14 protein-coding genes are annotated in these 14,026 nt (G+C 61.5%); 9 read left to right on the top strand and 5 right to left on the bottom strand.

The window, feature by feature from the left end; all coding sequences use genetic code 11:
* Positions 1–5: 5 nt before the first annotated feature.
* Both BLW50_RS27105 and BLW50_RS27100 read right to left on the bottom strand, forming a co-directional pair.
* Positions 6–1,430, bottom strand: coding sequence for a L,D-transpeptidase (locus tag BLW50_RS27105; protein ID WP_090708163.1), 1,425 nt, complete (start codon positions 1,428–1,430; stop codon positions 6–8).
* 157 nt (positions 1,431–1,587) lie between these two features.
* Positions 1,588–3,396 carry an ABC transporter transmembrane domain-containing protein gene (locus BLW50_RS27100; protein WP_090708161.1) on the bottom strand — a complete coding sequence of 603 codons (1,809 nt, stop codon included), beginning with the start codon at positions 3,394–3,396 and terminating at the stop codon, positions 1,588–1,590.
* A 269-nt stretch (positions 3,397–3,665) separates the two neighbouring features.
* Here BLW50_RS27100 and rpmE point away from each other — a divergent pair, with 269 nt between their 5' ends.
* A complete protein-coding gene (gene rpmE, locus BLW50_RS27095) occupies positions 3,666–3,896 on the top strand; it encodes a 50S ribosomal protein L31 (RefSeq protein ID WP_090708159.1) in 231 nt (76 codons plus the stop codon).
* A gap of 79 nt (positions 3,897–3,975) precedes the next feature.
* Here the strand turns inward: rpmE and BLW50_RS27090 are convergent, their stop codons facing one another.
* Both BLW50_RS27090 and BLW50_RS27085 read right to left on the bottom strand, forming a co-directional pair.
* Positions 3,976–4,503 carry a protease adaptor protein RcdA gene (locus BLW50_RS27090; protein ID WP_090708157.1) on the bottom strand — a complete coding sequence of 176 codons (528 nt, stop codon included), beginning with the start codon at positions 4,501–4,503 and terminating at the stop codon, positions 3,976–3,978.
* Positions 4,504–4,845: 342 nt separating this feature from the next.
* Positions 4,846–5,058: a DUF1192 domain-containing protein gene (locus BLW50_RS27085; RefSeq protein WP_090708154.1), complete on the bottom strand. Its 213-nt coding sequence runs from the start codon at positions 5,056–5,058 to the stop codon at positions 4,846–4,848.
* A gap of 183 nt (positions 5,059–5,241) precedes the next feature.
* Between BLW50_RS27085 and BLW50_RS27080 the strand changes: the two genes are divergently transcribed.
* From BLW50_RS27080 to BLW50_RS27060, 5 genes are all read left to right on the top strand, one after another.
* Positions 5,242–6,864 carry a carboxylesterase/lipase family protein gene (locus BLW50_RS27080; RefSeq protein ID WP_090709800.1) on the top strand — a complete coding sequence of 541 codons (1,623 nt, stop codon included), beginning with the start codon at positions 5,242–5,244 and terminating at the stop codon, positions 6,862–6,864.
* Positions 6,865–7,169: 305 nt separating this feature from the next.
* On the top strand, positions 7,170–8,171 hold the full coding sequence (locus tag BLW50_RS27075; RefSeq protein WP_090708152.1) for an NAD(P)H-quinone oxidoreductase: 1,002 nt from the start codon (positions 7,170–7,172) through the stop codon (positions 8,169–8,171).
* Positions 8,172–8,204: 33 nt separating this feature from the next.
* Positions 8,205–9,176: a Bug family tripartite tricarboxylate transporter substrate binding protein gene (locus tag BLW50_RS27070; protein WP_090708149.1), complete on the top strand. Its 972-nt coding sequence runs from the start codon at positions 8,205–8,207 to the stop codon at positions 9,174–9,176.
* Positions 9,177–9,319: 143 nt separating this feature from the next.
* Positions 9,320–9,625, top strand: a complete 306-nt coding sequence (locus BLW50_RS27065; protein ID WP_139267762.1) for a hypothetical protein — start codon at positions 9,320–9,322, stop codon at positions 9,623–9,625.
* Between the two features lie 58 nt (positions 9,626–9,683).
* The gene (locus BLW50_RS27060) at positions 9,684–10,157 is read left to right on the top strand and encodes a hypothetical protein (RefSeq protein ID WP_090708145.1); all 474 of its coding nucleotides are present in this window, start codon (positions 9,684–9,686) and stop codon (positions 10,155–10,157) included.
* Here the strand turns inward: BLW50_RS27060 and BLW50_RS27055 are convergent.
* Positions 10,154–12,211 (bottom strand): M3 family metallopeptidase, encoded by a 2,058-nt coding sequence (locus BLW50_RS27055; RefSeq protein WP_090708142.1) that lies wholly within the window; start codon positions 12,209–12,211, stop codon positions 10,154–10,156. The genes BLW50_RS27060 and BLW50_RS27055 overlap by 4 nt on opposite strands.
* Before the next feature lie 217 nt (positions 12,212–12,428).
* On the opposite strand from BLW50_RS27055, the gene BLW50_RS27050 reads away from it, so the two are divergent.
* The 3 genes from BLW50_RS27050 to BLW50_RS27040 all read left to right on the top strand — a co-directional run bounded on the left by BLW50_RS27050 (position 12,429) and on the right by BLW50_RS27040 (position 14,015).
* Positions 12,429–13,064 (top strand): glutathione binding-like protein, encoded by a 636-nt coding sequence (locus BLW50_RS27050; RefSeq protein WP_090708140.1) that lies wholly within the window; start codon positions 12,429–12,431, stop codon positions 13,062–13,064.
* A 129-nt stretch (positions 13,065–13,193) separates the two neighbouring features.
* A complete protein-coding gene (locus BLW50_RS27045) occupies positions 13,194–13,586 on the top strand; it encodes a VOC family protein (protein WP_090708137.1) in 393 nt (130 codons plus the stop codon).
* Positions 13,587–13,739: 153 nt separating this feature from the next.
* Positions 13,740–14,015 carry a hypothetical protein gene (locus BLW50_RS27040; RefSeq protein WP_090708135.1) on the top strand — a complete coding sequence of 92 codons (276 nt, stop codon included), beginning with the start codon at positions 13,740–13,742 and terminating at the stop codon, positions 14,013–14,015.
* The last annotated feature ends 11 nt before the right edge of the window (positions 14,016–14,026 follow it).

Genomic DNA, 14,026 nt, shown 5'->3' with positions numbered 1-14,026 from the left:
GCAACTCACTTCGCCAGCAGAATGAAATCCGTGCCTTTGCCGGTTTCAATGCTGGCGCCGAGATCGGAGATGATCAGCGACGAACCTGGCGTCAGCGCCTTCGCGATGGCATCGCCGATCTCTTCTGGCACGTGCACGCGCCGCAGCGCCTCCGACGGACCCGACATATGCCACCAGGTGAGCGGCCCGTTGGCGGCTACACGCACTGGCGTGCTGGCGCCAGCCGCCTGGCGCTGCTTGCGCGCGGCGATGTCGCGATCACGCTGCACGGAAATGGCTGACGGCACCGTAGTCGAAGCCCAGCGCATGCCCTCAGTCGTTCCCTCGACCGCCGTCAGCACATGGGTGCCAATCGCTTGTTCCTGGTCATCGAAGGTGACGGCTGTTTCAAACACCTGCTTGAAGTCCTGCCGCACATAGAGCTTGCCGTCTTTCTTGCTGATGAAGACGGAGAGCGGCCCAGCCTTGCGATCGAAGGTCGGCGGGCGCTTGTCGCGGAAATCCTTCGGCAGCATCAGGTCGAAAGAGCCGGCATCGAGACTGGCGGTGACTTGCATTTGCGGCGCGGTTGGCACTTGCGGTGCGGCTTGCGCTTGCACCGGCTTGCCTTGCGCGGGCTTGGCGGCCTCTTCGGGGTAAAGGTCGATCACCACGTCCTTGGGCGATGTCGGCGCAGGCGCGGCCAAGGCCAAATCGAGGGGCGCTGCCTCCTGCGTCGCCAGGCCGGTATCGCCATCGACAACCGCCTCTTCATGCGCCGGTTCTGTCGGCATCATGGAGGGGCGCAGATTGTCGGTCGCGCGAACGCTGGCAACCGGCGAGATATCGCTTCTCGGCGCGTCGCCCTGCAGGAACACCACGGGCGCCGGCGCATCGGTGGCGATCACCACATTGGTGTCGGCGCGCGGCAGCAGTTTGAAGAAACTCGGCGCTTCAATCTCGGCGAGCGACACATCCTGATGGGTGACGATGACGCGCACATTGAGCTTGGTCATGCGCCAGAGCTGCATCGCGAACGCCTTCGGCAGGCGGATACAGCCATGCGAGGCCGGTGCACCGGTGACGCGTCCTTCATGCAGCGCGATCCCCGACCAGGTGATCCGCTGCATATAGGGCATCGGCGCATCGCTATAGATGTTCGACTTATGGTCGCGGTTCTTTTGCAGAATGCTGAACACGCCTGTCGGCGTCTCATGGCCGATAACGCCGCTCGAAACGGTGGTTTCGGCAATCGGCACCAAACCCTCGTAGAGCGTAAGACGCTGCTGATCGAGCGAGACGAGAATGGTGAGCGGCGCCTTGGGCCGCAGCGGCCGTTCGCTCGCCGGCGTGGCCTTCACGCGCGGCGCGGCCGTCGCCAGTGCGACAGGCGACACGGCAGCAAGAAAGCCGGCTGTCAGGCCGGTGAGGATGATTCGGTGCGAAAACATCGGCAGCCCTTGGAGTGACCCAAGGTGTACCAAAAGGGCCTTAAAAATCCATAGATCACGAAAGATTTGAGACGTTCTGACGACGACTGTGGCTTCATGATCACGCTGTCATAGAGCGATTCTGCCCCAATCTGGCACGATCAATACGTTAAGCCACTCACTCCGCCGCGCGCACGTCCGGCTGGTCGAATTGCAACCGCGCCAGCCGCGCATAGAGGCCGCCGCGCGCCACCAACGTCGCATGGGTACCCTCCTCGACGATGCGCCCGCCTTCCATCACCAAGATCCGATCGGCCTTCAGAACCGTCGCCAGACGATGGGCGATAACGATCGTCGTGCGTGTGCCCATGATGTTTTCGAGCGCGCCCTGCACCAACCGCTCGTTCTCCGCGTCAAGCGCCGACGTCGCCTCATCGAGCAGCAGCACCGGCGCATCGCGCAAAATGGCGCGGGCGATAGCGAGGCGCTGCTTCTGGCCGCCCGACAGTGTCACGCCACGTTCGCCGACGCGGGATTCGTAACCTTCCGGCAGCACGCGGATGAATTCATCCGCCGCCGCGCGTCGCGCCGCATCGGCAATCTTCTCCTGCGGCGCGTCCTCGCTGCCATAGCGAATGTTGTCGCCGATCGTACCGGAGAAGATCACCGGCTCCTGCGGCACCAGCGCGATGCGAGCGCGGACGGCAGAAGGATCGGCTTTAGCCACATCGACGCCATCAACGCGCACCACGCCCGATTGCGGATCGTAGAAGCGCAGCAGCAGTTGGAACACAGTCGATTTGCCGGCGCCGGAAGGACCGACCAGCGCCACGGTCTCGCCCGGCGCGATCGAGAAGCTAAGACCCTTCAGTGCCTGCGCATCCGGCCGCGAGGGGTAGGCGAAATGCACATCGTCGAAGGCGATGCTGCCTTGCGCCGGCTGCGGCAGCGCCAGGCACGGCTGCGGCGCGACGATCTTAGGTTGGATGGCCAGGATTTCAGCCAGCCGGCCGGCGGCCCCCGCCGCCTGCGAAATTTCGCTCCACACTTCCGACAACTGCCCCAGCGAGCTGGCGCCGAACACTGCATAGAGCACGAATTGCGACAATTGCCCGGCCGACATGCGCCCGGCCAAAACATCCTGCGCACCGAGCCAGAGCACGGCGATAACGCTGGAGAAGGCCAGGAAGATCGCCACGACCGTCAGGATCGACCGTGCGGCCGTGGTGTCGCGCGCTGCCGCATAGGCATCTTCGACCGCCGCAGCGAAACGGCGCAAAGTGCCGGGCTGGGCGTTGGACGCCTGCATGGTGCGGACGGCGCTGAGATTCTCAGCGGCGAAGGCTGAGGCTTCGGCCAGAGTGTCCTGTGCGCGGCGCGACCGACGGCGGACGCCGCGGCCCGACGCCACCAGCGGGAAGACGATGATCGGGATCGCCACCAGCACCAGGCCCGACAATTTCGGACTGGTATAGACCATCATCGCCACCGCGCCGGCGAACATGAACAGATTGCGCAGCGCGACCGAGGCGGAGGCGCCGAAAGCAGCTTTCATCTGGGTGGTGTCGGCGGTCAGCCGCGAAAGCAATTCTCCAGTGCGCGCGCCATCGAAAAACGCCGCATCGAGCCGCGACAGATGGGCGAAAACATCGCTCCGGAGGTCAGCGACCACCCGCTCGCCAGTGACCATCACAAAAAAATAGCGCAGACCCGAGGCCACCGCGAGAACGGCCACCACCGCCAGCATGGCCAGGAAATAGCGGGAGATGTGCTGCGCGCCCTCGCCCGAAAAACCATGGTCGATCATGCCTTTGACCGCCACGGGCACGGTCAAGGTCGCGATCGAGGCGACCGTCAGGGCTCCCAGGGCGCCAAGAATCTGCCCTTTGTAGCGCAAAGCATAGGGAATCAGCGGCAAAAGCGCCCTAAGGGAGGTCCGCGGCGGATCTTCGGATTTGTCTGCTTGGGAGCGGAAAATGTCGGCCATGGCCCTGTTTACGCGCTTTGTGACACGGTTGGAACTGCGCCAGGACGTCTCGCTTGTCGGCGCGATCCTCGTCTCGGCGTGCCCCCTTCCTGGCCCTACAAGGCTGCTAAGGCAAGCGATTCACAAGCCATTTAACAGCCACCTTGTTCCAACCGCCTGCTTCATGTATAGGAGCGCCCGAAATCCGGTTTGCGCCGGCCCGGCCGCGCGCGGTAGCCTCAAGGCTTCCTTCCGGTCCCGTTTCAGGCAGAATATTCGCAGGACATCCGATGAAAGCCGATATCCATCCGCATTACCACATGATCAAGGTCGTTATGACCGATGGCACCCAGTACGAGACCCGCTCGACCTACGGTAAAGAGGGCGACACGCTGAACCTCGACATCGACCCGAAGACCCATCCGGCTTGGACCGGCGGTTCGGCCCAGCTGCTCGATCGCGGCGGCCGTCTGTCGCGCTTCAACTCGCGCTTCGGTACGCTCGGCGCGACCAAGAAGTAATTTTCCAAGCAGTCAGCTTCGGACAAAGCAAAACCCCGGCTCACGCCGGGGTTTTTGTTTTCGGAAAGCTTCCTTGATCTTAGCCGTTCTGAAAAGCCGCCCGCAGTCGTTCGAGCTGCGCGGCAACGCCAGCGCGGGCTTCGCTTTCAGCCGACGGCATGGCGCCCGAGTAGAGCAATTGATCGAGATGGACGATCCGCGCCTGCAGGCGCAGAGACTGAGTCGTCAGGTCACGCAGCCGCTCGGGCATGCGAGTGAAGACATCGGCGCTTGAGGCAATGTCCTGGCGGGTCAGCTTGACCTTATGCTTTTCGCTCGCCGCCTGGATCTGAGTCATTTCGCCTTCGTTGACGGCGCGTTGCAGCAAAAGCCAGGAGGCGAGCTGCATCAGGCGCGTGGTCAGGCGCATGCTCTCTGAAGCATAGGCGAGGGCGTCGGAGCGGCCGAGGCCCTTCGATTCCTGCCGGCCCGGCCCGTCGAGATAGGCGGCGGCCTCTTCCACCAGCAGCATGCCCTCGCGAAACAGGGCCTTGAACGCATCCGAGCCTGCCAGCTTGCTGCCGAAAGACACCGTATTACGCTGTTCATCGTTCCGCGAATTCAACATCGATGGACTTCCACCGGTCTGCCCCTGCGTCCGGTGGCGTCATGCCAACAGCGCTTTTGACCGTGAAATGATCCTATCGCCAAAATTCATTCGGCGGGCGTTTAATATTTGTTAACCTTAATGTGCCACGGACGCTGATTTTCCGCGATTTCCAGGCACAAAAAAAGAGCCGCAGATGGCGGCTCTGAAGGTGGTAACAGGGAGGCGTCAAACAGAGTGGACAGGAGCCACTCGAAATCCCGAAAATTCAGGACAATCCATTAATACTTCAGAGTCCCTAATGGATGGTTAACGAGCCCCGCTTGGCCCCTGCCCCGAAATGACCCGTAAGCAGCGGTGTCGCTATGACTTCTTGAAGAAAGCGTCGGCGGCGTTCTTCGAAGCATCCTTGGCAGCCGCCGCAGTTTCGAGCCGCGCGATTTCAGCTTTCAGCAGCTCGACACGCTCACGCAATTCGCCCGCCGACAGCATGTCGAGATTTTCACCCATCTCATGCACGACTTTCTTGCGCGGCGGCGCACCGAACACATTGTCCTCTTCATCGGACTTGGCCATGGCTCTCCCCGCAATCGATACCTCCCCCGTCATAATCGCAGGGTGCGGCTCCTGTCGAGAAGGCCAGGTCGAAAGGTCAGGCCGAAAGACCTCCGATGCCGCAACGGCATCGCACCGACCCTTTCGGCATCCTCCCACCGTTCCTAAACCGGTCTATGAAGACTACAAATGGAGGAACGCGCGATGTGGCAGCTTTGGAAGTCGCAGAACTATTTTCGCGCCGGACTCTACGCGGCCACGATCGCCCTGGCCACGTGCACGGCGGAGGCACAGGTGAAGACAAACGACTTGGGATCGCAGGTCAACACCGAAGCTGGACTTCTCCGTGGCGCACCACGCGACGCGCGCGGCGTGTTAGCCTTCAAGGGGATTCCCTATGCCGCAGCGCCGGTTGGCAAACTGCGCTGGCATGCCCCGCAACCACCACAACCTTGGAGCGGTGTGCGCGACGCGCTGGCCTACGGTTCACGTTGTCTTTCTGCTCTCGAGAATGACCGCGAGCCAGGACCACGCAGCGAGGATTGCCTGTCCCTCAATGTTTGGACGGCGGCGAAAGAGACAAACGAGAAACGTCCCGTGATGGTTTGGGTTCACGGTGGTGGTTTCCAGTTCGGCTCTTCGGCCGGACCCGCGATCGACGGCAGCGTCTTGGCGCAGAAAGGCGTTGTCGTCGTCAATTTCAACTACCGTCTCGGCGTCCTCGGCTTCTTGGCTCACCCCGATCTCGATCCTGAGGGGCCATCGGGCAACTACGGCCTGCAGGACCAGCTTGCGGCGCTCCGCTGGGTCAAAGCCAATATCGCCAGCTTCGGTGGTGATCCCAACAACGTCACCCTCTTCGGTGAATCCGCCGGCGCCCATGCCATCGGCCTCCTGATGGCTTCGCCGCTTGCCAAAGGCCACTTCCACAAAGCCATCGGCGAGAGCGGCTCGTTCTGGGATGGCCGTCACGGTCCGCTCGAAAATTTCGACGAAGCCCGTGCGCGCGGCCAGGCCTTTGCGCAACAGCAAGGCAATTCATCCATCGCGGCTTTGCGCGCCATGCCGGCCGAGCAATTGAATGCGGCGGCGCTGTGGAATTTCTCGGTCAACCCGATCGTCAGAGCCTTTTCACCCAGCATCGATCGCTATGTGGTGCCCGATGTGCCGGCAGCGCGCTTTATACGCGGCGAACAGATGCACATTCCCTTGCTCGCCGGCTGGAACGCCACCGAGGAAGCGCCCTTCCACTCCCAATCGCTGCCCAACCAATCGGCACAGGCCTTCCGTGCCGCGGCCGAACGCATGTTCGGCGCTGATCGTCTCGCCGATTTCCTCGAGGTCTATCCGGCCGACACCGATGCGCAGGCCAAGGTTTCGGCTGACGCGCTCACCGGCGACTATGTCATCAGCGAGCAGACATGGCAGTGGCTGCGGTTACATCAACGCACCGGTCATGCCCCTGTCTACGGCTACCTGTTCACCTACACGTCGCCCTACGTACCCGTGGCTTCGCATATAACGGAAATTCCCTTCGTGTTCGGCACGCTGACGCCGCAGTTCATCGTCAACGGCGCCATGCCGCCCTCTGATGCTGACCGCGCGCTGGCGCAAACCATGACGAGCTATTGGGTGAATTTCGCCACGCGCGGCGACCCCAACGGCCCTGACCTGCCGCCATGGCCAGCTTATGGCGAGAGAGATGTCGTGCAGATCCTCGGCACGACGGTCGAAGCGCAAACAAATCCGCAAGCGGCCCGCTTCCACTTCTTCGACAGCTTCCGCCAGAACGGCGTCTTGCCGATGCGCTGGCGCGCCTTGCCGTAGCAAAACGCTCGACCACTTCGTTGGGCTCATGCGGCGCGACGATGATGTCGGTGTACAGCCTGTCGCCCATATGCGGCGCAGGCTGCTGCAAACAAGCGCAGCTCAAGCCGTCCCATCTCATACTTGACCCACCAAGTCGTTGATGATCGCGATAACGACCGCGATGACGCTCGCTTGGAATCCGCCGAGGAATCCTCCAAGACCGCAGCACTCAGCGATTGCCACACCGGAGAAGGCGCGCTACCACCGCCTCCAACCAGTGCGCGCCCTATGGCGCGCAAACACACGCAATCCGGGAGCACGACATGAACACTGCGCCGCAGACAATGCTCTGCATGGCTATTCAGGGTGCCGGCGGGCCGGAAGTGCTCCAGCCGGAAACACGTCCCGTCCCGCAGCCGAAAGATGGCGAGATCCTCGTTAAGGTCGCCGCCGCCGGCATCAATCGCCCCGACGTGTCGCAGCGTCTTGGCCGCTATCCACCACCGGCCGGCGCGTCTGATCTGCCCGGCCTGGAAATCTCCGGCACTGTTGCGGCCTTAGGCGCCGGCGCTTCGCGCTACAAGATTGGCGATCAGGTGTGCGCACTGGCCCATGGCGGCGGCTATGCAGAATACTGCACCGTGACAGAGAGCCATGCCCTGCCTGTGCCGCAAGGCTTTTCCATGGTCGAAGCCGCCGCGATCCCCGAGACCTTCTTCACTGTCTGGGTCAATGCCTTCATGACAGGCAAGCTCTCGGCCGGTGAAACAATTCTGATCCACGGCGGTTCGTCGGGCATCGGTACCACCGCGATCATGCTGGCGCATGAACTCGGCGCCAAGTCGATCATCACCGCCGGCAGCGACGACAAGCTGAAAGCCTGTCTCGATCTCGGCGCCGATCACGCCATCAACTATCGCACGCAGGATTTCGTCGTCGAGGTGAAACGCATCACCGAGAACAAGGGCGTCAACGTTATCCTCGACATGGTCGGCGGCAGCTATGTGCAGCGCAATTTCGAATGCGCCGCCATGGATGCACGTATCGTGCAGATCGCTTTCCAGCAGGGTTTCAAGGTCGACGGTTTTGACCTCAGGCCGATCTCGGCCAAGCGCCTCGTCTATACCGGTTCGGCGCTGCGGCCGCGCACGGTGGCTCAAAAGGGCGCCATCGCCCGCAGCCTCGAGGAGACCGTTGGTCCGCTCTGGGCCAAGGGCAAGTGCAAGCCGATCATCGATTCAACCTTCACGCTGAGGGACGCGGCGAAGGCGCATGCGCGGATGGAGACCAGCGAGCACATCGGTAAGATCGTCATGACCGTGTGAGGGGAAACCCACTCGCTTTCTGGAGGGGAAAGCATGAGCATCAACAGAAGAAAAGTACTCGCCGGCGCGGCTGCCGCATCGGCGAGCCTTATAGCTAAACCAACGCTGGCGCAGAACCAGCCGATCAAGATCATCTATCCGTTCGCGCCCGGCGGCGGCGGTGATGGCGTCGTCCGTTACCTCGCCGACCAGATGCGCCAGGCGCTTGGCGAAACGGTCATTGTCGAGAACCGTGTCGGCGCTGATGGCCGCATTGGCGTGCGCGCCGTCACTTCGGCGCCGCCGGACGGACGCACCTTTCTGTTCTCGCCTTTCGGCCCGATCGTCGTTCAACCCAGCGTCTACACCAACCTACCCTATAACCCGCTCACCGACCTGGTGCCGGTGGCGCAGGTTTGCACGCAGGAGTTCGCGCTCTCGACCGGCCCGATGACGGGTGCGAAAAATCTCGATGAACTGGTCAAATGGCTGCGCGCCAATCCCGACAAGGCCGCCTTCGGCTCGCCCGGTGCCGGCACGATCCCGCATTTCTCCGGGGTGATCTTCGCCAACGCCGCCAAGGTCGAATTGCGCCACGTGCCGTTTCGCGGCACCGCGCCCGTCCTCAATGATCTCGTCGCCGGCCAGATCGCTTTGGCCTCGACGCCGGCGCCCGACGCGGCCGAACTGCACAAGAGCGGCCAGCTGCGCGTGCTTGCTACCACCGGGGCCGAGCGCTCGTCTTTCATGCCCGACGTACCGACCTATAAGGAACAGGGTTACGATATCGTCGCCCAGGGCTGGTATGCTTTCCACGCACCGGCCCACACGCCGCAAGCCATCGTCGAGAAGGTCGGCGGCGTTTTGATCGACGCGGTCAAGAGCCCGGCCGGCAAGGAGATCATGATCCGTCTCGGCCAATCGCCAACCGGCAAGCCCGGCTCGGAACTCGCTGTCATCCAGAAGCGCGATTTCGAATTCTGGGCGGGCCCGATCAAGGCCTCGGGCTTCAAGCCGACGGATTGACAATTCACATCTTTAAACATGCAAAGCCGGCTCCCACGAGCCGGCTTTCTTTTTTGCGCCACACTCTGGAACGAATGTTGCTTTGTCAGCTTTGCATATTCAACGACCACAGGTGACGACAAATTGTTCAAGAGGAATTGTCGATGCGTTCTCTCGACCCAATGCGCAACTTCCCCGAGCTTGATGCTCTGTCGGAGACGGAAGCTAAGCGCCTGATCGTCGAGACCCAGAAGCGCATCACGCGCGAGCCTGTCGTCCTCATCGGCCTGATTGTCGCACTCATGATCCCCGCCTTCACCGTCCTGCTGACGACGGAATTTACTGGCCTGATCGCTGCTGCCATCGCCGGCGCGTTGATCGGCCTGGTGGCTTGGGCCTATATGATCGCCGTCATCAAGCCGCGCATGCACGCCGCCTTTCGCGACATGGGATACCAAGCGCGCAGCTAGAGCTGCCGGCTTCGATGTGATATTTTCATTACTCCAAGATCAAAGCTCGAGACGACCCATGACCTATTTGTGGCGCCTCATTTTCACGATTGTGATTCTGACCGGCCTGGCTGCTGTCTTCATGAGCGCGGCGGACTTCGAACGCATGGGCTCGGCCGGGCTGGCATCCCTGATCTGCCTCGCGGTCCTACTGGCGATCTTCCTACCGCTCGAACTGCTGTGCTGGAAGTTCAATGTCGAACTGTTGATCATCCTCGCAGCACCAGCCATCGGCTATTTGCTACCGCATCTGCTGTTCGTTTTCGCGCCAAACTGGCAGGCCAGCGCCCAGATCGTCAGCAACTATGCGGTGACGCTGCTCACCCTCGGCATTGTCTGGGCACTGTCCTACATCGGCCAGCAAATCTTTCGGCACATCCGCTATGGCCGCGACCAACGCTATCCCGACAACAGCAGCGCGCTAACGGATGACTACATCCGCCAGCTCGGCATGCTGCGCTTCCGCAAAGACGCGACGCGGCGGAAGGATTAACCTTCCGCGCCCACATCGTGCAGCCCACGCTTGCGCATCAGCGCCTCCGGCGTCGGCAGCCGGCCACGGAAGTGCGTATAGGCGTCGGCCGCCTCGCGGCGCCCGCCAGCGGAATAGATATAGGTCTTCAGCCGCTCAGCCAGCGCCGGGTTGAAAATATCGCCGGTTTCCTCGAAGGCGCTGAAGGCATCGGCGTCCAGCACTTCCGACCAGAGATAGGAGTAATAGCCGGCAGCGTAGTGATCGCCCGAGAACACATGGGAGAAATGCGGCGTGCGGTGACGCATGACGATTTCTTCCGGCATCTGGATCGCTTCCAAACGATCACGTTCAAATGCGGCGGAATCGACCTTGGCCGGTGGAGTCAGCGCGTGGAAATCCATGTCCACATAGGCCGATGAGCAATATTCCACCGTAGCAAAGCCCTGGTTGAAGGTACGCATGGCGAATAGACGCTCAAGGAGATCATCCGGCAGCACTTCGCCGCTCTGGTAGTGCTTGGCGAATTTACGCAGCACGTCCTTCTGCAAGAGCCAATGTTCATAGAGCTGCGACGGCAGCTCGACGAAATCCGTCGGCACGCTGGTGCCTGAAATCCGCGGATAGGTCACATCCGATAAGATGCCGTGCAGCGCATGGCCGAATTCATGGAACAGGGTGCGCGCTTCGTCGATGGACAGCAGCACCGGCTGGCCCTCGCCAGGCTTGGCGATATTGAGCACGTTGAGAATGACCGGTCGCACGTCGCCATCGAGCTTGCGCTGATCGCGGATCGAGGTCATCCAAGCGCCGCTGCGCTTGCTGGCCCGCGCGAAATAATCGCCGACGAACAGCGCCACATGCTTGCCGCCGGCGTCCTTCACCTCATAGGCGACGCAATCGGGATGATAGAGATCGAGCCCCTTGCGCTCCTCGAAAGTGAGACCGAACAGCCGGTTCGCCGTATAGAAGGCGGCCTCGCGCATGGCGTTCAGTTCGAAATAGGGCTTTAGGCGCGCTTCATCGATGTCATAGCGGGCGTGGCGCACCTTTTGCGCGTAATAACGCCAGTCATGGGCCGCGAGTTTGAAATTAGCGCCTTCCGCGTCGATCATTTTTTGCATGTCATCACGCTCTTCAAGCGCGCGGGCGCGCCCGCCCGTCCAAACGCGGTCGAGCAATGTCCGCACCGCGTCGGGCGTGCGCGCCATCGTGTCATCGAGCTTATAATCGGCGAAGGTCTCATAACCGAGCAGCTTGGCGCGCTCGGCACGCAAGGCGACGATCTCTTCGACGATAGCGTGATTGTCGGTGGCGCCACCATTGGCGCCGCGCGCGATGAAGGCTTTGAACACCTGTTCGCGCAGATCGCGCCGTGTCGCGCTTTCCAGGAACGGTTCCACATGGGAACGCGACAGGGTCACCGCATAGGGAGCATCGACGCCCCGCGCCTTGGCCGCAGCGGCAAGACTATCGACCAGCCCCGGCGACAGGCCGGCGAGATCGGCTTTGTCGTGGATCGGCAGGACGAAGGAGGATTCATCCTTCAACACGTTCTGGCCGAAACTGGTGGAGAGATCGGCCAGACGCTGGACGATTTCGGCCATGCGTTGGCTTTCCTTGCCGGAAAGTTTTGCGCCGGCGCGGACGAAATCCTTATGGATGAGTTCCAGCACGCGCCGCTGCTCGTCATTCAGCCCGAGAGTGTCGCGCTTCTCATGCAGAGCATCGACACGCTTGAACAAAGCCGCGTCCATATAGATCGCCGCATAATGCGACGCGAGCTTCGGGGCCATCTCGCGCTCGATCGCTTGCAGCTCGTCATTGGTGTCAGCGGAAGCAAGCTTCCAGAACACGCCACTCACCTTGTCGAGCAACCGGCCTGAACGTTCGAACGCATCGATCACATTGGCATAGGCCGGCGCCGCGCTCTCAGTGGCGATTGCGGCCATTTCCTGCCGATGCTCGGCCATGCCGCGCTCAAAGCCTTCGGCGAAATGTTCGGTCTTGATGGCGCCAAAGGGCGGCAGTTCAAACGGCGTGGTCCAGCTCTCGAAGAAAGGATTGGCGGCCATGGGAAATTCTCCGACATCGACAGGAAGGATCACTTGGAAGGATCGCGTGAAAGTCACTTGCCCCGATGTAGTCCTCGCCGCGCCGCAACGGAAGACCTAGCTTCGAAAGACAGGGACAAAATGTAATTTAGAACAGATTGTCGGAACCTATGCGGCAATTGTAGGGTGCACCAGGACCACTCTGTTGAAGGCTGGACCACCCTGTTGAGGAAACGTCATGATTGAATTGCATTATTGGCCGACGCCGAACGGCCAGAAGATCGCCATCTTCCTGGAGGAGACCGGCGTGCATTGGGAAGCGCATCCCGTCAACATCGGCAAGAACGATCAGTTCAAGCCGGAATTCCTGGCTTTTTCGCCGAACAATCGCATCCCCGCCATCATCGACAAGGCGCCGCGCGACGGCGGCGCCCCGGTGAGCGTGTTCGAATCTGGCGCCATCCTGCTCTATCTCGCCGAGAAGACCGGCCGCTTCCTGCCGCAGGATCTGCGCGGCCGCGTGCAAACGATGGAATGGCTGTTCTGGCAAGTGGGTGGCCTCGGCCCCATGGCTGGCCAGAACCATCATTTCGCACGCGCACCGGAGAAGCTTCCCTACGCCATCGACCGTTATGTAAAAGAGACGAGCCGTCTCTACAACGTGATGAACACCCAGCTCGGCAAGCACGAATATCTCGCCGGTGATTATTCCATCGCCGACATCGCCGCCTATCCCTGGGTCGTGCCCTATGAAATGCAGAGCCAAAAGCTGGAAGATTTCCCAAACCTGAAACGCTGGTTCGAAGCCATCAAGGCGCGGCCAGCCGTGGTGCGCGCCTATGAAAAGGGCGATGCCATGCGTAAGGCGGGTTAAGGCCAACACGCAATCGAATGAGATCGGTGGAGCCGGCACGTGAGAACGTGTCGGCTTTGTCGCACGATGACCACAGATCTATGTGCTATGGGGAAGCCGCACACGGCTCAAGCTGATGAAAGACGATCCATGAAATTCGGCTATACAATCGCCTATGTTCCCGACGTCGCGGCCTCGCTCGCCTTCTATGGCAAAGCCTTCGGCCTTTCGACGCGCTTCCTGCATGAGTCAGGCACCTATGGCGAACTCGAAACCGGCGAGACCGCGCTGGCTTTCGCCTCCGAAGAATTGGGAGCGATGAATTTTCCGGCCGGCCATGTCTCCGCGCACAGCTCCAAGCTACCGCTTGGCATGGAGATCGCCCTGGTCACCGACACGGTCGAAGCGGCCCATGCCAAAGCCCTCGCCGCAGGCGCCAGCGAATTGGCGGCACCGGCGCGCAAACCATGGGGCCAGATCGTGTCTTATGTTCGCTGTCCCGCTGGCATTGTCGTGGAGCTGTGCACGCCGATCGTGTCTTGAGGCGAGCATTGTCCAGACGAGGCGGATGACAGAAAGCCGCACCACGGCGACCTGATCGCAATAATTTGTAATGCGCCGGTCATGCAACAGAAAGGTAGCCACACCACATCAGCCATGGGGAGGGGAAGCAGATCGCAAGATTAGGAGCCCGCTATGAAATCCTCGAAACCCCTGTCGAAATCCGTGATGGCCTTCGCCTTCGGTGCCGTTATGACCTTCGGTTTCGCGGCCGCCCCTGCCTCCGCCGCACCACGCCACGAGGCGCAAATCCCCGCAGCGATGCAGGCCTATCAGCCCGACGACATCATTCTTCCGTCGTCTCGGCCGCCTCTGCCCGACGGCTGTTATGTGAGCCGCGCGCAAATTCCCGTGGTTGGTGCTGGCTTGCAATGGGTGCAGCAGCTCTCTTGCCCTTACGGCAACCATTGATCCTGACAAAC

The sequence above is a fragment of the Beijerinckia sp. 28-YEA-48 genome (genome assembly GCF_900104955.1).
Lineage (GTDB): Bacteria > Pseudomonadota > Alphaproteobacteria > Rhizobiales > Beijerinckiaceae > Terripilifer.
The sequence above is the reverse complement of the archived record's forward strand: the minus strand, read 5'-3'. Positions and strand labels throughout refer to the sequence as shown.